The organism is Flavobacterium gelidicaeli, assembly GCF_013294005.1.
GTDB lineage: Bacteria > Bacteroidota > Bacteroidia > Flavobacteriales > Flavobacteriaceae > Flavobacterium.
In genome coordinates this window covers 101,725-126,274 of record NZ_JABSNK010000003.1, presented here as the reverse complement: position 1 = coordinate 126,274, position 24,550 = coordinate 101,725, and the positions used below count along the sequence as shown (strand labels likewise).

Annotated in this window: 20 protein-coding genes and 1 riboswitch; of the genes, 2 read left to right on the top strand and 18 right to left on the bottom strand. The window is 32.8% G+C overall.

Annotated elements, in window-relative coordinates; all coding sequences use genetic code 11:
- Genes HNP99_RS05310 through HNP99_RS05280 form a run of 7 tightly spaced genes read right to left on the bottom strand, consistent with a single transcriptional unit; the run spans nucleotide 1 to nucleotide 9,547 of the window.
- Nucleotides 1-4,335 (bottom strand): CusA/CzcA family heavy metal efflux RND transporter, encoded by a 4,335-nt coding sequence (locus tag HNP99_RS05310; protein WP_173852049.1) that lies wholly within the window; start codon nucleotides 4,333-4,335, stop codon nucleotides 1-3.
- Nucleotides 4,336-4,392: 57 nt separating this feature from the next.
- Nucleotides 4,393-5,787 carry a sensor histidine kinase gene (locus tag HNP99_RS05305; RefSeq protein ID WP_173852047.1) on the bottom strand — a complete coding sequence of 465 codons (1,395 nt, stop codon included), beginning with the start codon at nucleotides 5,785-5,787 and terminating at the stop codon, nucleotides 4,393-4,395.
- 2 nt (nucleotides 5,788-5,789) lie between these two features.
- Nucleotides 5,790-6,452 carry a response regulator transcription factor gene (locus tag HNP99_RS05300; protein ID WP_173852045.1) on the bottom strand — a complete coding sequence of 221 codons (663 nt, stop codon included), beginning with the start codon at nucleotides 6,450-6,452 and terminating at the stop codon, nucleotides 5,790-5,792.
- An 11-nt stretch (nucleotides 6,453-6,463) separates the two neighbouring features.
- On the bottom strand, nucleotides 6,464-7,906 hold the full coding sequence (locus HNP99_RS05295; protein ID WP_173852043.1) for a DUF3570 domain-containing protein: 1,443 nt from the start codon (nucleotides 7,904-7,906) through the stop codon (nucleotides 6,464-6,466).
- 9 nt (nucleotides 7,907-7,915) lie between these two features.
- Entirely contained in the window at nucleotides 7,916-8,125 is a 210-nt protein-coding gene (locus HNP99_RS05290; protein ID WP_173852042.1) for a DUF4266 domain-containing protein, read from the bottom strand.
- Entirely contained in the window at nucleotides 8,118-9,107 is a 990-nt protein-coding gene (locus tag HNP99_RS05285; protein ID WP_173852040.1) for an FAD:protein FMN transferase, read from the bottom strand. Before HNP99_RS05285 ends, HNP99_RS05290 begins: the two co-directional genes overlap by 8 nt.
- Before the next feature lie 5 nt (nucleotides 9,108-9,112).
- Nucleotides 9,113-9,547, bottom strand: a complete 435-nt coding sequence (locus HNP99_RS05280) for a thioredoxin family protein (protein WP_173852038.1) — start codon at nucleotides 9,545-9,547, stop codon at nucleotides 9,113-9,115.
- 182 nt (nucleotides 9,548-9,729) lie between these two features.
- Here HNP99_RS05280 and HNP99_RS05275 point away from each other — a divergent pair, with 182 nt between their 5' ends.
- Nucleotides 9,730-11,826 (top strand): LTA synthase family protein, encoded by a 2,097-nt coding sequence (locus HNP99_RS05275; RefSeq protein ID WP_173852036.1) that lies wholly within the window; start codon nucleotides 9,730-9,732, stop codon nucleotides 11,824-11,826.
- Nucleotides 11,827-11,887: 61 nt separating this feature from the next.
- Here the strand turns inward: HNP99_RS05275 and HNP99_RS05270 are convergent, their stop codons facing one another.
- The gene (locus tag HNP99_RS05270; protein WP_173852033.1) at nucleotides 11,888-12,892 is read right to left on the bottom strand and encodes a zinc dependent phospholipase C family protein; all 1,005 of its coding nucleotides are present in this window, start codon (nucleotides 12,890-12,892) and stop codon (nucleotides 11,888-11,890) included.
- Between the two features lie 98 nt (nucleotides 12,893-12,990).
- Between HNP99_RS05270 and HNP99_RS05265 the strand changes: the two genes are divergently transcribed.
- A complete protein-coding gene (locus HNP99_RS05265) occupies nucleotides 12,991-13,731 on the top strand; it encodes a YoaK family protein (protein WP_173852031.1) in 741 nt (246 codons plus the stop codon).
- Here HNP99_RS05265 and HNP99_RS05260 read toward each other — a convergent pair.
- The 10 genes from HNP99_RS05260 to efp form a co-directional block, all read right to left on the bottom strand.
- The gene (locus HNP99_RS05260) at nucleotides 13,724-14,641 is read right to left on the bottom strand and encodes a YeiH family protein (protein WP_371810451.1); all 918 of its coding nucleotides are present in this window, start codon (nucleotides 14,639-14,641) and stop codon (nucleotides 13,724-13,726) included. The genes HNP99_RS05265 and HNP99_RS05260 overlap by 8 nt on opposite strands.
- A gap of 135 nt (nucleotides 14,642-14,776) precedes the next feature.
- The gene (locus HNP99_RS05255) at nucleotides 14,777-15,673 is read right to left on the bottom strand and encodes a LysR family transcriptional regulator (protein WP_173852029.1); all 897 of its coding nucleotides are present in this window, start codon (nucleotides 15,671-15,673) and stop codon (nucleotides 14,777-14,779) included.
- 12 nt (nucleotides 15,674-15,685) lie between these two features.
- A complete protein-coding gene (locus tag HNP99_RS05250; RefSeq protein WP_173852026.1) occupies nucleotides 15,686-17,713 on the bottom strand; it encodes a hypothetical protein in 2,028 nt (675 codons plus the stop codon).
- Between the two features lie 73 nt (nucleotides 17,714-17,786).
- A complete protein-coding gene (fabG, locus tag HNP99_RS05245) occupies nucleotides 17,787-18,533 on the bottom strand; it encodes a 3-oxoacyl-[acyl-carrier-protein] reductase (protein WP_173852024.1) in 747 nt (248 codons plus the stop codon).
- A 791-nt stretch (nucleotides 18,534-19,324) separates the two neighbouring features.
- Nucleotides 19,325-20,647, bottom strand: a complete 1,323-nt coding sequence (locus HNP99_RS05240; RefSeq protein ID WP_173852022.1) for a Na+/H+ antiporter NhaC family protein — start codon at nucleotides 20,645-20,647, stop codon at nucleotides 19,325-19,327.
- A gap of 57 nt (nucleotides 20,648-20,704) precedes the next feature.
- Nucleotides 20,705-20,801: riboswitch (SAM-I-IV-variant riboswitch) on the bottom strand.
- 116 nt (nucleotides 20,802-20,917) lie between these two features.
- Nucleotides 20,918-21,340, bottom strand: a complete 423-nt coding sequence (locus HNP99_RS05235; protein ID WP_173852020.1) for a hypothetical protein — start codon at nucleotides 21,338-21,340, stop codon at nucleotides 20,918-20,920.
- A 214-nt stretch (nucleotides 21,341-21,554) separates the two neighbouring features.
- A complete protein-coding gene (gene sucD, locus HNP99_RS05230; protein WP_173852018.1) occupies nucleotides 21,555-22,427 on the bottom strand; it encodes a succinate--CoA ligase subunit alpha in 873 nt (290 codons plus the stop codon).
- Between the two features lie 87 nt (nucleotides 22,428-22,514).
- Nucleotides 22,515-22,877 carry a nuclear transport factor 2 family protein gene (locus HNP99_RS05225; protein WP_173852016.1) on the bottom strand — a complete coding sequence of 121 codons (363 nt, stop codon included), beginning with the start codon at nucleotides 22,875-22,877 and terminating at the stop codon, nucleotides 22,515-22,517.
- Between the two features lies 1 nt (nucleotide 22,878).
- Nucleotides 22,879-23,808: a UDP-3-O-(3-hydroxymyristoyl)glucosamine N-acyltransferase gene (locus HNP99_RS05220; RefSeq protein WP_173852014.1), complete on the bottom strand. Its 930-nt coding sequence runs from the start codon at nucleotides 23,806-23,808 to the stop codon at nucleotides 22,879-22,881.
- Between the two features lie 13 nt (nucleotides 23,809-23,821).
- Nucleotides 23,822-24,388: an elongation factor P gene (gene efp / locus HNP99_RS05215; RefSeq protein ID WP_173852012.1), complete on the bottom strand. Its 567-nt coding sequence runs from the start codon at nucleotides 24,386-24,388 to the stop codon at nucleotides 23,822-23,824.
- Nucleotides 24,389-24,550 lie beyond the last annotated feature (162 nt).

The following is a 24,550-nucleotide window of genomic DNA, read 5'->3' as shown; positions in this document are numbered from 1 at the left end:
TTAGTAATTTAAGTATTGAATGTCTAATTGTGTTTTGTTAAATTGAAGTACATTATCTAAATAGTCTATTTGTATGATGGTTGCGTTTTCTAAACTTTGAATGTATTGAAAAAAGTCAATCTCGCCATGTTTATAGCTCATGCTTCCAACTTTAATAATTTCGTCAGACAGCTTTTTGCCATATTGATTGTAGTAGTTAATCGCTTCCTGATATTTTGCTAATTCTTCCTTTTTCTGATTTAAATAACTTTCCATTTTTTGATTTTCATTCTGCTTCTGTTGTTCCCAACTTTGCAATTCAAGTTGCGCCACTTTCGATTTAGAAACCGTAGCTGTATACAAAATAGGAACTGCTATGCCCACTTGAAAACCATTTAAAGATTGTGAAATTCCTTTATTCGAACCTCTAAAAACATCAAAGTGCAAATCAGGTAACCAACTTTGTTTTTGTAATTTAATTTGGCTTTCATAATTTTTACTAACCGTTTCTAAATAAGCGGTGTAAAATTTTTTACTTACATCATTACTTGAAAATTGCAATGGAATAACTTTGTTACTATTGATTACTATTCTACCATCCGTTTGAACTAGATTTTGCAGTGCGCTGTACTCTAATTGCTTCTCATTCCCTATTTGCGACAGCTTCGTTTTTATTTGCCTGAATTTAGATTCTGCAGTGATTTTTTCTAGGTAATTGGTCTCCCCTAATTCAAAACGTCTGTCACTTGCTTTAGAGAAAGTATGGTACAAACTATCCAAGTACATGTACAATTTCTCTTGATGTTTCAGGTACACTATTTGGTGGTATCCTTTTGCAATAGCTAATGAAAGTTTGTTTTTCTGAATCTCAAAACTAGCTTTTTCCTTTTCGAATTCGGTTGTATTTACTTTCTTTCGAGCACCATAAACCGTAGGGAATTCAAAGCGTTGTTGTACACCAAATACTTTTAAGGGTTCGTTGTTGTACGCTACATTATTTTGATCATAATTGTAATAAATATTTGTTTTATCGAAAGAAAAAGCACTGTTAATATTGGCTTTGTACTTCTCCACTTGCAACTGATACGCCTTTAATCCTTTGTTATTGCTAATTCCTTTTGCAATGAGACTATCAAGTGCTGACTGATTGTTTTGTGCGAAAGCAAAAGAGGTTGATAAAAACAACAAAATAATTAAAGTAGTGCTACTGTGTTTTTTAAATTTCGGTTTCTTGAATTCCTTTTGATCGAATAACTTGAATAAAATAGGCAATACGATCATCGTTAAAATAGTAGCAGTAAACAAACCTCCAATCACCACTGTCGCTAGCGGACGTTGCACCTCTGCTCCTGCCGACGACGAAATAGCCATAGGTAAAAAACCTAATGCTGCAGCCGCCGCGGTTAGCAATACTGGACGCAATCTATCAGTCGTTCCTTTTAAAATTAGTTCGTCAATATTTTTCATTCCTTGGTGTTTCAATTCTTTAAAATGTTCAATTAATACAATTCCGTTTAGCACCGCGATTCCAAAAAGGGCAATAAAACCAACACCTGCTGAAATACTAAAAGGCAATCCTCTAATCCATAAAAACAGTACTCCCCCAACAGCAGACAGCGGTATGGCTGAATACACCATTAAAGCTTCTTTTACGGAACCAAACGCAAAATACAATAGGATAAATATTAAAAATAATGCAATAGGTACGGCAACCATCAATCTGGCTTTTGCGCTTTGTAGGTTTTCAAACTGACCACCGTATTGCACATAATATCCCGTAGGTAATTTGACTTGAGTAGCTACAATTTTTTGAATGTCAGTAACTACGCTTTGTAAATCACGATTTCGAACATTGATACCAACCACAATTCTGCGATTAGTATTGTCTCTTGAAATTTTAGCAGGACCCTCCGTATAATCAATATTTGCTAATTCTTGCAAGGGTACTTGCTCTCCTGATGGCGCTGTGATATAAAGGTCTTTTAAGTCATTGATACTTTTTCTATTTGCTTGATCTAAACGAATCACCATATCAAAACGTTTCTCGCCTTCAAACACATTTCCGACTGTTTTACCAGCAAAGCCAAGCGCAATCATGTCATTAAGATCTGAAATGTTCAAGCCATATCTCGCAATTTTAGTACGATCATACTTCACCGTCATTTGCGGTAGGCCTTCGGTTTTTTCGATTATAATATCCGAAGCTCCTTCTACTTTTGCAATCGCTCTCTTAATTTCGTTGGCTTTTCGAGCCAAAACATTTAAATCTTCACCAAATATCTTCACTGCCACATCAGAGCGCGTACCTGATATTAATTCGTTAAAACGCATCTCAATTGGTTGTGTAAATTCAATTTCCATGTTTGGAATTTGTTTTTCTATCGCGGCTTTAATTTTGTCGGCTAATTCATCTTTTGTAGCTGCAGAAACCCATTCTGATTTTGGTTTTAGTTTTACAATGACATCACTTTCCTCCATACTCATGGGATCAGTAGGGACTTCGGCAGCACCAATACGGCTTACAACTTGTTCGACTTCTGGAAAATTCTTGAGTACTATTTTCTCAATTTTTGTTGTCGTAGCTATTGTTTTTGTCAAAGTTGTTCCTGTTTTAAGAACGGGTTGAATTACAAAATCACCTTCGTCAAGTGTGGGGATAAACTCTCCTCCCATGGTAATAAATAGGGTAATTGCTACTACAAGTAAAGCACCCGCGCCGTACAACACTTTTTTGGTATTGATTAACGCCCAAGTAATAATTGGCAAATACCAAGAATTTAACTTGCGGATCAATCGGCTAGAAATAGATTTCGGATTTTCGATTGTTGGTTTTAAAAATAGGGAAGAAACCACTGGAACATAGGTAAAGCAAAAAATCATGGCTCCAACTAAAGCAAAGCTAAAGGTCATTGCCATAGGTTTAAACATTTTGCCTTCGATTCCAGTCAATGAAAGGATTGGAATAAAAACAATGAGTATAATCAACTGCCCAAAAATAGCGGAGTTCATCATTTTTGAGGCGCTCTTGTACGTAATTTGGTCTATTTCGAGTTGCCTATCTTCTTTCGAAAGTGGTCCTAATTGTGCCGATTTACTAGCTATTTGGAAAGCGATAAATTCGACTATAATTACCGCACCGTCAATTATAATTCCGAAATCAATTGCACCCAAACTCATCAAATTGGCATCAATTCCGAAAATATTCATCAACGAAATAGCAAATAATAAACATAAAGGAATCACAGAAGCAACTACCAAACCAGAGCGCCAGTTTCCTAACAATAAAACCACTACAAAAATCACAATCAAGCAACCTAAAATTAGATTTTCGGCAACAGTCAAAGTAGTTTTTCCAACCAATTCACTACGTTCTAAGAATCCGTTTATATAAACACCTTCAGGCAATGATTTCTCAATTAAAGCGATTCTAGCTTTCACATCAGTAATTACTTGTTTAGAATTGGCTCCTTTCAGCATCATTACTTGCCCTAAAACCTTCTCGCCTTCTCCATTACCTGTGATAGCACCAAAACGATTAGCACTACCAAAACGGACTTGGGCAACATCTTTTATGTAAATAGGAAAACCATTATTGCTTGAAACGACTATTTTCTCAATGTCTTCTAAGTTGTTCACTTTACCTTCGGCACGAATAAAATAACTTTGATTTACTTTTTCGATATATGCACCTCCAGCGATACTATTGTTTTTTTCTAAGGCAGTAAACACATCAGTTGTTGCAATATGCATCGCTTTTAACTGCGACGGATTGATGGCTATTTCGTATTGCTTTAAATAACCTCCCCAGGTATTGATCTCAACTACTCCTTTGATTCCTGATAATTGTCTTTTTACAACCCAATCTTGAATGGTTCTTAAATCGGTAACGGAATAATTATTTTTAAATTCGGGTTTTACCTCTAAAGTGTATTGGTAAATCTCTCCAAGGCCGGTAGTTATAGGTCCCATGGTAGGTGTTCCAAAGCCTGCTGGGATTTTCTCAGAGGCTGATTTGATTTTTTCGGCAATTAATTGTCTTGGTAGATAGGTTCCCAAATCATCCTCAAAAACAATAGTAACAACAGATAATCCAAATTTTGAAATAGAACGAATTTCTACTACACCAGGCAAATTGGCCATTTCAATTTCGACAGGATAGGTAATATATTGTTCGATATCTTGAGTAGAAAGGTTCCCAGAAGTCGTAATGACCTGAACTTGATTATTCGTAACATCAGGTACTGCGCCAATGGAAATTTGGAATATAGAGTAAACTCCGAAACCGAATATTCCAAGAGTAAATAGTAATACGATGAGTTTATTTTTTAAACTAAAGGATATAATTTTTTCAAGCATTTTTACTTTCTTTTATATTTCAAAAATACAGCAAGAATTTAAGAAAAGACTTAAGAACTACTTAAGTTTAGCTTCGTCTAAGCTTAAATTTACCGATGTACCATTATTTACTTTACTTGTAAACTGAATTTCAATAGCAAGCAATAAACATAATTTCTTGACTATAGAAAGCCCTAAACCTGTTCCTTTAATTTGTGGATGTTCATTAGCATCAGATCGAAAAAAAGGATTGAATACTTTCTCCAGATCGTCGGCGGCGATACCTATTCCTGAATCCACAATGCTACATTCTATTTTGTTATTTTTACGCTGTATATTAATTACAATTACACCATCTTGTGCAGAGTATTTAATAGCGTTAGAAAGAAGGTTGCTAATAATTATCGAAAACAAATAATTATCCGTTTGTACGTAATAATCTTCATTGAAATTTGCTCGTAGTTGAATGTTCTTATTCTCTATAGTGCTAGAAAATCTAGAAATCACGTCTAATAAAGTACCGTTTAAATACAAGTTTTCGATAGACAAACTCTTCTTTTGGTTTTCAAACCGTGCTAAGAGTAGCAATTGATCTACTAATTGGTTGAGGCGGTCAATTTCAGTGATGCAAAAAGTAATTTTATCAAGATATTCTTCTGTATTTCTGGGTTTTCTAACCAATACTTCTAGTGTCCCTTTTAACACCGTAAGTGGTGTTCTCAGCTCATGAGAAGCATCAGAGGTGAATTGTTTTTCTCTATCGATTGCATTTTCAATTCGATCTAATAAATTATTAATCGTCTTAGAAAGTGTGTATAATTCATCCTTATTTTGTGGTAAAGGAATACGAGCAGTAAGATTATCTCTAGTGATATTATTTGAGGTATTAATAATTGCACTAATAGGCTTAATGCTACGACCTGCAATGAAACGAGCAATAAAAAATAGCAGTACCAGAATCAAAGGGTAGGTAATAATAAGTACTTGTGCCAAACGATTTAATACTAGCGTAGGTCCTTCAAGTGACATTGCAATGATAATGTGCCCAATGCTAACATTATTCGAAAAAATAGGCACTTGAATTTGTCTTATTTTATTCTTTAATAATTTAGTGTCATACAATTCATTATCTGCTGCTGAGGGATCAAAATGTAAAACTTCATTTTTCAGATTAGGAGATTTTTCCAAAACGCTACCCTCCTTATCAAAAAAAGCTATAAACACAGGGTTTACATCAACAGTATTGTGTTCTCTTTCCTTCCATTCATCTTCATGAACAAGGTGAAAATCATTTTTATTAATCTTTATTTCGTTCAAATGAGTAGTAACTTCGAGCGCTATGTCACCGTCAATATCGTTGTAGAAAGTTAATCGCACTACCGAATATATCACACAAAAAACTACAAAAATTAATAATGCAGTTGTGATAATATAGTTTGAAGCAATTCTATTTTTGAATGAAAGTTGTTGCATGTTTAATCGTTAGCGATATAGCCTACACCCCGTATGGTTTTTATGTAGTCTTCTTCAATTTTTAAATTAAGTTTTTTGCGAATAGCGTTAATAAATACATCAATTACTCCGGTGTCATAGTCAAAGTGAATGTCCCATACGTCCTCAATTATTTGGTTTCTCGTACACACTTTTCCTTTGTTGCGTACTAAATAGGAAAGTAATTCAAATTCTCGTTGTGTCAAGAAAACCTCTCGATTGCTAACGGTAACAAGGTGTTTTGTCAAATTAATTTCAATACTACCCAAAGATAATAATTGAATATCTGTTTGATTTCTAAAATGAATTTTGATACGCTCCACTAGTTCTTCAAAGCTAAAAGGTTTTTTAATATAATCATTTGCCCCTGCTTTTAAACCTTCGATGGTTTCTTGTACCGTATCCTTTGCAGTTAAAAAGATGATTGGTGTTGTATTATCTTTCTTTCTAATAGCTATACAAAGTTCTAAACCACTCATTTTAGGTAACATCCAATCTAGTAATATTAGATCAAAATGATTTTTTTGAATCAATTCAAAACCCATTCCTCCATCGGTAGCACAGCTCACGTTGTATCCTTCCTCTTCTAATCCTTGTTGTAGAAACTGTATAATTCCTACTTCATCTTCAACTATTAAAATGTGCATCTTGTATCTATTTATTCAATTTCAAACTTGAATCCTACCGTAGCAATATTAGATGATAACCCATCATTTCTTTCATAATGGTTCAATCTCAAATCAATTGTTTTTAATCCTAGAATAAAAATTTTGGCTTTAGCAAAAATATCGGTGTAGGTTAAACCAAATCCATATTGTTGACTATTGAATTTTGATAAATCATAATCCGATGTATAATATTTTTCGGTGGATAAATGGGTATCAAAGTGCGCAAAATAATCTGAAGCAGTTTGCGTGTAATAGCGGTAAAGTGGCGAAATAGTAAATTTAGCACTCAACTTAATTGGTACTTCTAAGGATGCTGTATGCGCTTGAATTCCCCAATTGTCTTGATAATAACGGTAGTAGGTTTTAGCAACCACATATTCGTTAATGTAAAAATTAACGCGGGCACCAATGGGTATTTTAAAACGCGAACTTGGTAAATTTTCATTGTCATCAGCTAATTGGTATACTCCTACATTTTGCTCAGAATTATAAACCGGAATGTACTGTGACTGTCCGATGTAGTAATTCGCTTTATCAGCAAAATAAACCCTTTGATAAGGTGTTCCTAACAAACCTTCCTGCTGTAAAATATCCATAAAAACCGACATTTGAATTTTTCGAGTCAGAATTTGAGAAAAAGAAATCGATGCAGAATAGGAATTACGATTCGTCTTATCATAACTTTTAAAAGCAGTAGGCAAATAATCTGTAGTAGCATTCCCGTTTTGATCTAAAATTGCTACTCCCTTTAAATAACCTTGGTTTTGAAAATTGATTCCGTATTTGCCATACTCACTCAATTCTGTTGGATAAATAGGGCGCCACTGATCTAAATAGGCATTTGCTTTAATACTTATTTCTGTATTTTTTTGATTGAATAATTTGGTTATTCCACCACCAAAACCAACCGAAGTATAGTCGTATTCATTCGAAAAAGAAACATCAGCATTCCATATAAAATTTCGGTTGTCAGAACTGTGACTATAATTTGCAGTAACTGATGTCAATTGATCACTAGCTGAAGCCCCAGAGGAAGCCTGCCAAGGTGTTCCATAAGGACTGCTTGTAGCTCCAGGATTACTAGAACCAGAAGCGCCTGAATTGGTAGTATTCCCTTCAGTACTGCTATTAAAAGGGTTAATATTACTCGAAGAAGCTGATGTATAAGCTGATATTCCTACATCAAACGTAAGTACATCATCATCATTAAGTGGCAATGCTACAATAATATTTGATGCTATATCAGTTAACTTTTCGGAACCCGTTCCTCCAGCAACCGCTGAGTGAACCCCATCTTGTTTGTAATAACTCAAAAGGAAATCCACCTCTTTATTTTCTAAAACTCTTTTTTTAAACGCTGTCGAAGCACCGTTATCTTGAGCAAACGCAGCAAGATTAAAAAGTACAACTGCACTAAATAGTATTTTTTTCATTATCAAAAATTAATTACATCCACAACCACCACCTGTTTTTCCTCCATTGGCTCCAGCCGCTGCTTCACGATACACCTGAAAAGTAGTTTCGTAACGTTCCGAAGACTTTGCTGCCAATTTCATATCGGGATCATTAATGTATTGTTTGTCATACTCTTTTACAGCTACGCAAGACTGCATTGTAAAAACTAAAATCGCTAAAAAGATTATCTTATTCATTTGAGTACTTTTTTAAATCAATATTTTTTGAGGCGGTAATTTTACCATTTTCTTCTACATAAATACAACCAACACCGGCTATCTGGTTGATTAAATCGATACCTATATCTACTCCTAATACAAATATTCCGGTTGCTAGCGCATCAGCTAATTCTGTAGATGACGCAAATACCGAAACACTTATTACTCCTGTTGCAGGATAACCTGTGCGGGTATCTATAATATGAGAATATCTTTTTCCGTTAAAAACGACATACTTTTCATAACTACCAGAGGTTTCTACGGCACTATCTTCTAAAGGAAATGTAGCAAATATTTTATCTTTGTTCAATGGGTTTTTAATCCCTACTTTCCATTGCTTACCATCAATTTGTTTACCCCAAGTGTTGATATCACCCGAGATATTTACAATTCCAGACACTACCCCTTTTGCAATTAACATAGCCTTTATTTTATCAGCGATAAACCCTTGCCCTATTCCGCCTAAACCTAATTTCATTCCCACATTTTTGAGAAAAATGGTTTGGTTGGTAGGGTCTAGAATAATATTTTGATAACCTACTTTGGCTACCGAATTTTTAATTTCTTCTGCAGTTGGCATTTTTTTCATGCTACCATCAAACTTCCAGATTTTGTCCATTGAAGCGTAACTAATATCAAAAGCGCCCGATGTAAGTTTTGAAATATTGATGGCACGTTGCACTAATTCAAATACTTCTGTGGGTACTTTTACTGGTTTTAATCCAGCATTTCTATTCACTTCAGAAATAGGAGTTGTAGGAATCCAATCAGAAATTAAATTTTCTAGTCGGGACACTTCGGCAACAGCCATATCAATATATAAATTAGCCTCTGGAACATCCTTAGCAACTACAGTCATCTCAAACGGACTTCCTAACATAGAAAGCGTTCTTTTATATGTTATTTGTGTAAATCCTAAAGTAGTTGTAAGAAGTAAAATAGGTACTAAAAATAGTTTCATTCCTTTTATTTTATAAAAGCATTTAATTCGTCTATATACTCTTGAGGGGTAATATTTTTAAAACTTGTTTTTCCTAAAACTGCCCCTTTTGAATCTAAAACAACTATTAACGGAAAAATTCCATCTAAGTTGTATTTTTCAGCTAAACCTTGATTTTGTTTTTCTACTTCTCCAGCTAATTGATTTTGTTTTTTTCTTGGAAAATCAGCTCTTTCTAAAATATAATTACTAGCAGCATAATTTTTAAAAGTTTCTGATTGCCAGATATTCTTGTCTAATTTAATGCAAGGTGCACACCAGTCTGATCCTGAAAAAACCAAAATGATAGGCTTTTTTTGAGTAGTAGCATCACTTAAAGCTTCATCAAAGTTTGTTTTCCAATCTTGAGAATATCCTAAGGATGCTATGCATAATAATAAAAGTGATAGTATTTTTTTCATTGGTTATTTATGTATATTTAAACTAAAATAATTAAGTGGCGAAATTACGCTTTATATAGATTCAACAAAATTAAACATAAAGAAGAGTTTAAAATTGTTAACGTTAATTTTCTTAAGGCAAACTTAAGAATTGAAAGTTCAAAAAAACAGTAGTTTAATTAATTTTACTCAAAAATATAAGTATGTCATTTTTAAAAAAATTATCCCCTTTCTACAACTTAATTATATGCTATATTGTAGTCAGTTTTATTTTGAGAATTGTGTTATTATTTCATCCTATAACGCAGGCAAGTTTTTCGACTATTGATGCGCTAAAGATTTTTACTATAGGAATTGTTTCTGATTTCTTTGTATTTATTATTGCCAGTTGCTTTTTATGGTTGTATTTAATTTTTATATCCAATAATAAATATTACAAACCTTATGGATATATTATTTTAGGTCTGCTTGCAAGCTTATTCCTTTATATCGCTTCAGGAAAATCAATCCTTAATGAATATGGAGGTGCATTACCTAAAATAGGTTTAATCTTTGTTGGGATCAAAACCTTTTTATTTGGATTACTACTTTTTGTTCCAAAATACAGAGATAGAATTCGTTTTTGGTTATTCAGTTTTGTACTCTTTTTATTTGTCTTATTAATTTTGCAAAATGCTATTAGTGAGTATTTCTTTTGGAATGAATTTGGCGTAAAATATAACTTTATAGCTGTAAATTATTTGGTTTACACCAATGAGGTAATAGGGAACATTATGGAATCTTATCCTGTCATTCCATTATTTTCTGGCTTATTTCTTATTGCTGGAATAGCTTCTTATTTTGTTATTCAAAAATCAAAAGCGTATTTAAAAAACATCCCTTCTTTTGTTGAAAAGCTTAAAATTTCAGGAATCTATTTTGTCCTTTTTGTATTTTCATTATTTGCAGTTCCTAAACTAGCACAATTAGAAAATTCTCAAAATACTTTTACAAATGAATTACAGGCAAACGGAATTTATCGCTTTTATTTGGCTTTCGTAAACAGTGAGTTAGATTATTTTAAATTCTACAAAACCATACCTAATAACGAAGCATATGCTACCTTAGACAAGCAAATACCTGGAATTAATGGATCTTCTACGTTACGAGATATAAAAAGTGCGGCGACTGAAATGCATAAAAACGTTGTATTAATTACTATTGAAAGTTATAGTGCTGATTTTATGAAAGCCTATGGTAATGATCAAAATATTACGCCATTTTTAGATAAACTTGCTACAGAAAGTTTGCTTTTTACAAATTTTTATGCTTCTGGAAACAGGACTGTGCGAGGGCTTGAAGCAGTTACTTTATGTTTACCTCCTACTGCTGGTGAAAGTGTCGTTAAAAGAAAAGATAATAAAGACAAATTTTCAACTGGAAGCGTTTTTAAAGAAAAGGGATATGCAGTAAAATACCTATATGGTGGTGACGCATTCTTTGACAATATGGAAGATTTCTTTACAGGAAACGGCTATGACATTATCGATAAAAAAACATTAACGCCTGAAGAGATTACATTTTCTAATGTGTGGGGTGTTTGTGATGAAGATATGGCTGACAAAGCAATAAAAGTAATGAACACCGAAGCTAATACAGGAAAACCATTCTTTAATCACTGGATGACTGTTAGTAATCACAGACCGTTCACCTATCCTAATGATAAAATTGATATTCCTGGAGATGCTAAATCCAGAGATGGTGGGGTAAAATACACTGATTATGCGCTGAATAAGTTTTTTACTATGGCTAAAAAACAAGCTTGGTTTGCTAACACTGTATTTGTTATTGTTGCTGACCATTGTGCTTCGAGCGCTGGTAAAACGGAGTTACCTGTTGATAAATACCGAATTCCTGCCATGATCTATAGTCCAGGGTTTATCGCGCCACAACATTATACTAATCTAGTATCACAAATTGATCTTATGCCAACGGTTTTTGGAATACTTAATTTTAATTACCAAAGTAAATTCTTTGGTCAAGATGTTTTAAAAGCAGATTATAAGCCTAGAGCGTTAATTGCTACCTATCAAGATTTAGGAATGATACGAGATAATGTACTAACGATCTTGTCGCCAAAACAGGAAGTAAAACAATTTCAATTAACATTGATTCCTAAAGAAGGTATCGAAGATGATTTTCAATTGTATTACGATCAAAAGCCACTTAAGACAGAAAGGAAGGATTTAATCAATGAAACAATATCTTTCTATCAAACAGCATCTGATGTATTAAAAGAAAAGAAATACAATAAAAAATAAACCTAAAAAAGCCTGTGAAAATATTAATCACAGGCTTTTTTATTATACTGATATAAAAGAACTATTCAGCGTCTTTATCACTTTCTATTCCAAAAAGGTCTCCTTTTTTGAAAAGCTTGCTATCCTTTTTAAGAAATTTAGCATTACGTTTTGTTAATGAAGAAGCATCAAGGTTATCCAAGTTAGGTTTTCCTGCATTTACCCAAGCAGTGTACCAAAAACTTGCTGTTGCTGTAACTGCTTTTTTCATTTGGCTTTCTACCATTCCGTTTAAAGCTTCATGGAATTTCCCAGCATATTCATCTGTGTAACGCACTCCGTTGTATTTGTTTTTTACTACGTTGCCTTCAGCATCTGTAACAAATATTTGGTTTGGCGCTAAACTTGTGCGTAAACCTTTATCCGCTGCTAACAATGCTGGAACTAAGCTGTGTGTGTCGTTGATCATTGCCCAAATTGCTTTGTCTACGTCTTCATAATATTGTGCTGGAGCTACCGTAAATTTATAATCTTTTACAAACAGTTCTGGTAACCTACTTTCCCATAAAGAGTGAATTCCTTTTTGGTCTGTTAATTGACCATCATGATTGTCAGAAGTGTGTAATGGCATGTGTGCATCCCCAATATAATGACCTAATTCAGCTGCAATAAAAAGGATTTCTGACTTCCTTTTATCTTTAAAAGCTTGTGTCAATCTTGCCATCATGTCTTGAATGTGCCAAGGCAAAGTCCCACTTTTTGATAAAAACTTATCGTCGTATTTCTTTTTGGCATCAGCCATAGTCTTTGGATAATCTTCTGATCCTTCAAAATTTTCCATGTCTAGATAATGTCTAGGACCTTCGGCTTTATCTTGTAATATGTATTTTCTTAAATCTGGAACTGTAGATTCTTGCGTGATAAAATCGATATGGTTATAAAAGAACGCAAGCATTGGTTTAGGTAAAGCCATAACTGCAGCTTTATTGATTCTCTCATGTCCTACAATTCCCCAAGATACGGTTAGGAAACAAATAACTACTGCAGATAAAATGACTACCGTAGGCTTAAATTTGATATTTTTCATTACATTTATTTATATGAATTACAAATGTATTTCATTTTTACATAATTAAAAATAATAGCAGTTTAAGATTACAATAATTAACAAAATAAATACTCATTATGTTTCGCCATCAGGGAAAAAACAGAACATTCATTCATAATTTACGATTGGCTACTTTACTTTCCTTTGTTGCTGGAATCGTTAATATTACTGGGGTTTTAGCAGTAAAAACATTGACTACGAATGTTACTGGTCATTTTGCTTTTTTTGCAGAAGAAGTTTATAAACATGATTATGCCGCTGCCGTTACTTTTTTTGTGTTTACTCTTTTCTTTTTAATGGGTGCTTTTACTTCCAATTTCTTAGCCGAATTAGTAGCAATTAAAAAACCTAATTTGCTACACATCGTTCCCGTTACTTTAGAAATAATAATTTTAATTGCTGTTGGAACTTTAGGGATGTCAGCTGAACTTTCGTCTTTTGAAGGTAAGACCATTGCCTTTTCATTGCTATTTGCCATGGGAATACAAAATTCTTTGGTTACAAAAATATCCCAATCAACAGTTAGAACAACGCATTTAACGGGACTTTTTACTGATTTAGGAATTGAGTTATCACAATTGTTTTTTTATAAAAAGTCAAACGAAAAAAAGAAACTAAATGCTAGTATTTACTTGCGCCTATCAATAATAAGCTTTTTCTTTATTGGTTGTATATCTGGTGGCTATTTTTATAGTTTACTCCAAATAAAAACTTTACTAGTAGGTGCTTTTTTTCTTTTAATCGCGCTACTTTATGATTACATACGTTTGCAGTATTATATTATAAAGAGGAAAATCTTTCCGCATGCTATTAATTAAAGTACATTATTGATATCAAAGCGGCAGTAGCAATAAATCCCCAAAGTAAAACACCTTGCAAAAAAGGTTTAATCCCAACCGATTTTAGTCTGTTAAAATTCAAGCCTGCTCCTATCAAAAAAAGTGTCACGGTAAGTCCAATTTTTGCCAATAAAACTATAGTTGGTGCAACGATTGCTGTTTGCGGAATAAAGGTATTCAATAACATCGCTACAATAAAAAGACCAATAAAATAGGGGATTTTTATTTTGCTGTTTTTATTTTTAAATAAGGAAGCAGTAAGCAGTGCTATTGGGATAATCCATAATGCTCTGGCAAGTTTTATTGTAGTAGCTATTTGTAATGCTATAGGCCCGTATTTGTTTGCTGCACCAACAACTGAACTGGTGTCATGAATAGCAATCGCACACCATAAACCAAATTCTTGTTGCGACAAATGCAACCAATGACCAACAACCGGAAATAAAAATAAAGCAACTGAATTGAGAATAAAAATAACCCCTAAAGCTACAGATGTTTGTTTTTCATCTGATTTTATAACCGGAGCAATTGCCGCAATAGCACTGCCACCACAAATTGCAGTTCCACAAGAGATTAAATGGGCTGTTTTTCTATCAATTTTAAACCATTTTCCAATAAAAAAACCCAATAGTAAAGTACTACAAATTGAAGCAAGTGTAAATAGAAAACCTTCTTTTCCTGCAGCAAGAGCACTCGTAACATTCATTCCAAAACCCAAACCCACAACTGCTACTTGTAACAAAATAGTTGTCGCTTTATGATTGTATTGCAAAAAGGGATGCCCAAATATATTTGCAACAACCAAACCCAACAATAAAGCAATTGGCGGACTAATAGCACCAGAGAGACAAATTAATAGTAATACGATGAAAATAATTATTGATAATATCTTTGCTGTTTTTGGAGATAAAATACTAAATATAGCGTTAGATGTAGTGGCCTTTTTCAAAACAATCTTGTTTTAATTATATACTACAAAGATGTAACGATTAAACCAATTTCACCAATCGTTAAATATAATCTATCATAACTTTAAGTTATAGTGATTTAAAATGTTTTTTATAAATAATTCTGGTAGCGCTGCTGGTTTTCCTTGCAAGTTGATAATATAAAAATTACGCTCAATCATTAAATTTTTCACATCTAGAATCATGAGCTCGTTATTTTTAAGCTCTTTTTCGATAGCATGAATAGAGACGAAAGCAACACAATTAGAATTCATTAAATAAGATTTTATACTCTCAGTACTACCCAATTGCATTTCTACAATTAATTGTTCTACGGTAATAGCAAATGGTTTTAAAGCATATTCAATAACTTCTAGTGTTCCTGAACCTTGCTCGCGCATTAGGAAATGCATTGCTAAAAGATCGTCCTTAGTGATTTGACTCTTTAATCCTAAAACATGATCTCGTTTACAAACTAAAACCAATTCATCTTTTAAAAACGGAATATACTTTATCGCTTGATTTTTAGATTGCCCTTCTACAATTCCTATCTCAATTTCTTTATCTAATAATGCTTTTTCAATTTGCTCGGTGTTACCGTTGCGCAAAGTGACTTTTACATCTTGTAGTTTTTGATGAAAACGAGCTAAAACTGGCGGAATTATATATTGTGAAATAGTAGTACTCGCTCCTATTCTCAACAAACCACGTTGTTCCTGAATTAAAGTACTCATATCAAAATCTATTTCACGGTAAATTTCGAATACATTTTTAGCATGACTCAATAATAGTAATCCGGCTTGGGTAAGCGATATTTTACTACCATTACGATCAAAAAGTTTGATTTTATATTCTTCTTCTAATTCTTGAATGTGCTTAGAAACCGCGGGTTGGGTAATGTATAATTCCGTTGCCGCTTTTGTAAAACTCAACCTATTGGCTACAGTCAAAAAAACTTTAAGTCTAAAATCCATATCAGCATCATTTTATAAAAGTCCGTTGTATTTTCTAACAAACCATTCTATTGACAGAACTAATGCAATTAATACCAACAACCAATACCAATCAATTAACGGCGAACGGGAAGTAATACTTTTTTGAATCGTTTTATAACTCTCGTCTTTTAACAAACTTGCAATTAATTGTTCTGTTTGATTTGGATAAAAAACAGCTCCTTTTGTTGCTGTAGCTAGACGTTTTAGTTTTTCAACATTTGGATTTACAAATTGTTTTTCGATATCAAAATCTAAAATTTCAAACTGACTACTGTATACCGTTTTAGAATTCAGTTCTTTAACCGTAAAAAGATACTTTCCAGCAGCTAAACCATCTAAGTTTACTTTGTAATCAGTAGTGCTTTTAAGTAAATCGTAATTTTTAGTTTGCTTTGTCTTTGTGTTTGTAACGGTAATCGTTAATCTTGCTTTATCATCAAACTCGTAATTTTTATTAAAGTATTGAGCTGAAATTTCGATAGCATCACCTGAATTATAAAAACGTTCGTGATTAACAACTAATGATTTTTTGACACTATTTGATGCTAAGAACTGAATAGTCTTATCAATAAATACATCATATTTTTCATAGGAATCAGTTCCAATATGGCTTTGCATTCTCCATTTCCAGCTATTTTCTCCTAATAAATAGGCTTCCCGCTTGCCTTGATTCTCAGCGAAAGCTAATAAAGGTGCATTGGTTTCAATATTTCTTATTTTGGCGCCAAGCAGTACCGATACATTTCCTAAAGTAGTAACCTTACCATAGGTGTTTTCTAATGGTGGAAAATTTTCAAAATCAATATCCTCGGTGGTAAAGGAGTTAAACTGCTTGTTAAAAACAGCCGAATAATCTTCTTTTTGTCCACTCATTTTAAACTCTAAATTGCGCTGTAATTGATTTAGAAAAGTAAAATCAGTATGGGTTCCCGTGATGATAAATACATTCAACTCTGCTAATTTATTTCTCTCAACAATCTTTTTAAAAGCAGTTGTAGGTTGGTACAAAACTAGCACAGTATATTTTTGTAAATCAATATCACTATTAGGGTTAAAAATAGCTACTTTACGTTGTGCATTAGCTTCAATAGCACGTTTTAATGCAGCTATATCTGGATGGTTGATTGCTGTAACTATCGCTACGTTTGTTTTTTGATCAATTACTTCTACTGCAAATTGCTTGGTATTATTATAGGTGTTTTTTTCTTTTTCGTTCGTAGTTATTGTTGCTTTAAAAACCGTAGTTCCTATTTTATCTGCTGGTAAAAGTACATTTACCACTGCCGTTTTCTTATTTAGTGAAAACGATATTTGCTGTTTATTCAAAACAGTATTTCCTTGTGAAATCGTAAAAGTGCTAGAAATAGCTTTAATTCCTGAATATTCTAAAAATACTTCTACAGGAAATTTATTCTTGTAAAAAGCATATTTATTAACATTCAATTGATTAATTTTTAGATCTAAAACCTGTGTAGTATCACCTACAATAACTGAATATACTTTATTTGTTCCGTCAAAACTATATTCATAATCATTACCCGTAGTTTGGTTTCCATCCGTAATAATAATGGTGGGATATACTAGGTTTCTATTGCTACTTTGTAAATTTTTAGCCACTAGAGCAAGATTTGTTTGCTTGCCTTTAAAATCAAATTTTTCCGATGCTTGAAAATCAGCATCAAATTGATAACTCTGTACATCAAACTTAGCCTGTAAATCTTTGTTAGAAACTAATTCACGGTATATTTCTGTTGCTCTTTTATCAGCTTCCATCGCTACAATAGAACTAGAATTATCAACAACAATAGGTAAAACTGGTTTTATAGTCTGTATTGTGTTTGTTTTTATTGTAGGGTTTATCAAAAGTATTAAAATACCAAACACGGCTAAAAAACGTAAAAAAGCCAAAAACAAATGCAATTTTGATTTGTTTTTGGCCTTGTAATAATATTGAAAAAATGACAAACCTCCAGCAACTAATAATGAAAGAATAACTAATAGTACGGTGTTTAAAGTCATATAATTTTTATTTGATTTAAAAATAGAAAAATTAGAGAATCTTAAAATCTTTTAATCATTAAATTTTTAAATATTAAGTAAGCATTCCACCATCTACGTTCAAAACTTGACCAGTGATATACGCACTCATATCTGACGCTAGAAATAAACAAGCATTAGCAACATCCTCAGTAGTTCCACCACGTTTCAACGGAATTCCGTCTCTCCATCCTTGCACTACATCGTCATTTAATTTTGCTGTCATTTCTGTTTCAATAAACCCTGGAGCAATCGCATTACAACGTATGTTACGTGATCCTAATTCTAAAGCAACTGACTTAGTAAACCCAATAACTCCAGCCTTAGAAGCGGCATAATTTGTTTGTCCCGCATTTCCTTTCACCCCCACAACACTACTCATGTTAATGATTGATCCAGCGCGTTTTTTCAAAAATGTTTTTTGAATCGCTTTAGTCATGTTAAAAACCGACTTCAAGTTGACTTCAATTACTTTGTCAAAATCGGCCTCAGACATGCGCATCAATAAGTTGTCTTTAGTAATTCCAGCGTTGTTTATCAAGATATCAACCGTACCAAATTCAGCAATTACTGCATCAACCATCGTTTGCGCTTCATTAAAATCAGCAGCGTTAGACTGGTATCCTTTTGCTTTAATACCTAAAGCATTCAATTCGTTTTCTAATGCTAAAGCCGACTCAACAGAAGAGCTGTAAGTAAAAGCAACATTTGCTCCATGTTTTGCAAAAACTTCTGCTATTCCTTTTCCTATTCCGCGACTTGCGCCTGTTATGATGGCAACTTTTCCTTCTAGTAATTTCATATTCAAAAATTAGTTTATTTTTTATTTAGAGCTATTCCTGCTATCCATTGCAATCTTTTATGTTCGCCGTAGCGGTCATAAAAGGATTTCCATTTCTATCAGGGCTAAAAACGACTTGTCAAATATATAATATTTCCTTTCTTAAAAAAAATTTCAATTTCAATAACATTGTAAAAAAAGCATACTCACAATTAAACCTTCTCTATTCTATATGCTCTTAAAATTAAATATAATATTAAAAGACTAATAATAAAGAACTAAAGCCCAAATTTATCATTATAAAATAAAACTAATCGTCCCTATCGTAAAATTAAAATCTTTACATAAAACCCATTTCTTTATGGAAAAAAAATAATCTTAGCCTCAATAACTCTCTTTAATATATTAATTTGCTCATTAGAAACTAAATCTAAAACCAAAAGTACAGTAACAAATACAATTCTGGTACTTTACAGCAAGATTTACGGCGTTACAAGTATCAAAGTGTTTACCACAACCATGTAGGACCAATATTCTTGACTTCAGTAACATTAGTACATTAAGAACAACAAAATCAGCTTATTAAAAAACCATGTAATACCACTCAAGAGTACAATTTAGTCGATATTGATTTTTGTCACATCGAGCGAGAAGCAATAATGGTTCTCGACTCCGCTCGAATTAATAATTGGCCTGTTTTAGAAATAGTATTGGTATAACAGTTCTAAAATAGTAACGGCAAATTCACCAATTACAAGTGTGAATCTGCCGTTACTGTTTTACGCTTCTTTACATGACTTCTAAAAAATATTCTATATTTTAAAGAACTTATTTACTAATTTATCCCAATACGAACTATAGATAGCCACTAAAGTAAAAGCTAATAAAAATAAATGATACCAAGCATTCCCTATTAAATCAAAGAAGTCTAATTTACCATTAGCAAAACTTAAAATCAATAAAACTTGCGCTCCATAAGGTAAAATTCCTTGAACGATACAAGAGAAAATATCTAAAATAGCAGCCGTTTTCTTAGAACTTAAATTGTACTCATCATTGATTTCTTTTGCAATAGGACCGGTAATTACAATTGAAACAGTATTATTGGCTATAGCCAAATTAGCAAAACCTACTAAAGCCCCAATTCCCGCTTGTGCCGATTTTTTATTCTTGATGCGTTTTTTTATTTGGACTAATAAATATGTAATTCCGCCAGCCTTATCAACCATTGCCGCTAAGCCACCTGTAAGCATTGATAACAAGAAAATGTCAGTCATTCCGGTAAAGCCTTCGTAAATTTTTTGAGTAAATTCCATTAAAGTAAACGAACCACCAACATAGCCAATAATTCCCGCTAACAGAGTTCCAATTACTAAAGTCGAGAAAACATTAATACCTATTAATGCTAGGATGATTACTAATAAATAAGGTACAATTGCAATCCATGAAAAATCATTTTTTGCAATAGCCACAGTTACAATCTCCGAATTTAAACCTAAGTAGAAGAAAACCAAAACAGTAATAATTGCGGCTGGAAAAGCGATAAATAAATTCACTTTAAATTTGTCTTTCAATTCACATCCCAATGATTGTGTGGCTGCAATGGTAGTGTCAGAAATCATAGAAAGGTTGTCTCCTAGCATTGATCCGCCTAATAAAGCACCTGATATTAAAGGCAATGAAGCGCCACTTTTATCAGCTAAAGAAATAGCTATTGGTCCAATAGCAACAATTGCACCTACTGAGGTTCCTGTGGCAGTAGATAAAAAAGCTGCAATCAAGAATATCCCTAACGGAAAATAAGCCACATCAATTGTATTGATCCCGAGATTTACAACGGCATCAACACCACCCATCGCTTTACTAACAACTGCAAATGCACCTGCTAACAAATAAATCAAACACATGGTCATGATTTTACTTTCTCCGCAGCCAGCAATTAAAGTAGCCACTTTATCATCTGTACCTGTTTTATAAAGTAAGAATGCAGCAATGATACCTACCATGACAGCAACTGGTGACGGAAAGGCATAAAAATCATCAAGAATAATTCCAGCACCTAGAAAAGTAAAAATAAAAACAAATAACGGAATCAAAGCATAAGGGTTCCCGGTGTTTTTTGAAAATGTAGACATAGATATATTTTAAAAAATTAAAATTATCAAGATAAACAAAGCTAAAATATGGGAATGTAAAACAACATTTTTTCCAAAAGATTTGGCTTATCGTTTTAGCACCTTGCTCGTTGTTGCAGGTTGCTATCTCATTTAGAGATTCGTGATAACGGTTGCAAAAGTAGTTATAATTTCTACAATTATACAAGGACTTGCATAAAATATTACATAAAAAAAGCCCTACCGTAGTAAAGCTTTTTTATAATATATTATATTTTTGAAGAAATAAGCTTAAAAAGCTACATTCCATCTTGGTAATCTCCCGTTTTCATCTAAGAAATTTTGTAAAACTTGTCCTTCTACTGCAGTAGGAATTCCTTTAGTATCATCATTAAAAGTTTCATACCATACCACTTCTAAAGTACTAATATCTTCTTTAGCCATTTGTGCTGGCCAAGAATATTTTCTTCCTGTTTTTGCGAATTGGTGTCCTTCAACAATTTTTTCTTTTAGACCACCATTCTTAATCTTTAGAGTTCCGTTGTTTTGTACTGTTCCTGTAGAACCTACCATAATCAACTCTTTCTCTTCTGCTACTGCAAAAACTAAAAAAACACCACTTCCTTGAGAAGCATTGCATTTTTCTTCTAAACTATCTTCTGCTGTAAATGAAAATTGACCGTTACTTTTAAATTTCTCTAATTCTTTATACATATTCTTTTATTTTATTTCTCAATTGGGTAATTCGGGATTTCATTTTAAAATGAAAAACTATAGATTAAATGTAGAGCTATTTTAACTATATTCTTTTTGAACTTAAATAGCATTAATTTTTAATCAGCTGCAAAGGTATTTCTTTAATTTTGTATAATAATAAAAAAGCCCCACAAATGTGAGGCTTATTCTATTTTTATTTAAAATAGTAAGACTATCCTAAAACTTCTTTAACTTTTTTACCAATTTCAGCTGGAGAATCCACTACGTGTATTCCACATTCTCTCATGATTTGTTTTTTAGCTTCTGCTGTATCATCAGTTCCACCTACAATAGCACCTGCATGACCCATTGTACGACCTGCTGGAGCAGTAACTCCTGCAATAAATCCTACTACTGGTTTACGGTTACCATCAGCTTTGATCCAGTGAGCAGCATCTGCTTCTAGTTGACCACCAATTTCACCTATCATAACGATACATTCTGTTTCTGGGTCATTCATTAACAACTCAACAGCTTCTTTTGTAGTTGTACCAATGATTGGGTCTCCACCAATACCAATTGCAGTAGTGATTCCTAATCCTTGTTTTACTACTTGATCAGCAGCCTCATAAGTTAATGTACCTGATTTAGAAACAATTCCTACAGTTCCTTTTTTGAAAACAAAACCTGGCATAATACCAACTTTAGCTTCACCTGGAGTAATAACTCCTGGACAGTTAGGTCCTATTAATCTAGCATTTCTTTCTTTTACGTAAGCATTAGCTTTGATCATGTCTGCAACTGGAATACCTTCAGTAATTGCAATAATTACTTTTATTCCTGCATCTGCAGCTTCCATAATTGCATCAGCAGCAAAAGCTGGCGGTACAAAAATGATAGTCGTGTCAGCACCAACTTGGTCTACAGCGTCTTTTACAGTGTTAAAAACAGGACGTTCTAAATGTGTAGTCCCTCCTTTTCCTGGAGTTACACCACCAACAACGTTAGTTCCGTACTCAATCATTTGAGAAGCATGGAAAGTTCCTTCACTTCCTGTAAATCCTTGGACAATTATTTTGGAATCTTTATTAACTAAAACACTCATGATATATATTTTATGTGATTTTTATAAATTGTGTTGCAAAAGTAAGGTTTTGAAAATTATTTTGGGCGCTTTTATTATCAAAATATCTTAAGTTAATTGACTCATTTGATATCCGCGGTATAATTTTCCATCTTTAACTTGCCAAATTGCCATGAAACTGGCTAAAAGCATCTCTTCTCTTGGGTTCTCAATTGTTTTTACAAAATGAGAATAACGAACAGATACCGTGTCACCTTCCGTAACAATATGACTTATTCTAACCTTAGAACGTACGTATGCTTTACTAAGTTCTGTAGCTATATCTAATATTCCTTGATGATCTAACTGTAGGAATCCTTTACTACTATTCCAGTCTAAAATGATTTCAGGATGTAGAAAATCTTTCATCACTTCATTATTAATAAGTGCATCAGATTTGTAAAAACTCTGAATAAATTCTTTTACAGACATATTATTTTAATTTGGTTAAAATCTCTGGTATTTTCTTAATATTAGCTAACTGTTTTAGCTTTTCTCTCGATTCTTCAATAGGAGTACCAAAATAACTTTTTCCTCCCTCTACTGACTTTGTAACACCAGTTTGTCCTAAGATAACTGCTTTACTACCTATTGTTATCCCGCTAGTAGTTCCTACTTGTCCCCAAATAGTCACTTCATCTTCAATTACAACACAGCCAGCAATACCCGTTTGTGAGGCTATTAAACACTTTTTACCAATAACCGTATCGTGACCTACATGCACCTGATTATCTAGTTTTGTTCCTTCACCAATAGTTGTATCACCTGTAACTCCTTTATCAATAGTACAAAGTGCTCCAATACCTACATTGTTTTCTATAACTACACGTCCTCCAGAAAGTAATTGATCAAAACCATCTTCTCTCTTTTTATAATAAAAAGCATCGGCTCCTAAAATAGAACCTGAATGGATGATAACATTATCGCCTATAACCGTATGGTCATAAAGAGCAACATTAGCATGTATCAAACAGTTTTTACCTATTACAACATGATTGCCTACAAAAACATTGGGCTGAATAACTGTCCCCTCACCTATTACAGCGGTTGGCGCTATGGAAACATTTGCAAACTGAAAAGGTTTAAAATGCCTTGTTAAGGTATTAAAATCTCTAAAAGGATCGTCAGATATAAGCAATGCTTTTCCTTCCGGACAGGCTACTTTTTTATTTATCAAAATAATAGTAGCTGCAGAATTTAATGCTTTATCATAATATTTAGGATGATCAACAAAAACAATATCGCCACTTTCAACTACATGTATTTCATTCATACCTGTAACCGAAAATTGAGAATCACCTACATATTCGCAATTGATAATAGTAGCAATTTGTTCTAAAGAATAAACTTTTGGAAATTTCATATAACTACAATAATTACTCTTTTACGCGCTCCATGTAATTACCTGAAGTGGTATCAATTTTAATTTTATCACCTTCATTTATGAACAAAGGTACATTTACAGATGCTCCCGTTTCAACAGTTGCTGATTTAGTTGCGTTAGTTGCTGTGTTTCCTTTAACTCCTGGTTCTGCATAAGTAACTTCTAATATTACAGATGCTGGCATATCTACAGAAAGAGGTAAATCAGTTTCCGTATTGATACTCACCATTACATTTTCACCTTCTTTTAATAAACCTGGCGAATCTAAAATATTTTTATTTAACGAAATTTGCTCAAAAGTCTCTGTATTCATAAAATGAAAATCATCTCCTTCTGGATACAAAAATTGAAATTTATGGTTTTCAACACGAACTTCTTCAATTTTATGACCGGCAGAAAATGTATTATCTAACACTTTTCCATTTGTTAAACTTCTCAATTTTGTTCTCACAAAAGCAGGACCTTTACCTGGTTTTACGTGTAAAAATTCGATTATTTTATAAATGTCATTATTGTATTTGATACATAATCCGTTTTTAATATCTGATGTAGATGCCATTTTATTTTTATTTATTTAAATTTTATTTTTACTACTTATTTCTTTATACTACAGTTGTTTATATATAGCTAATTCCAATTCTGTATTGGTTTTTTCTGTATCAAACTAACCGCGTCTCACTTTACTAAATTCAATATACATTAACAACAATTATAATCTACA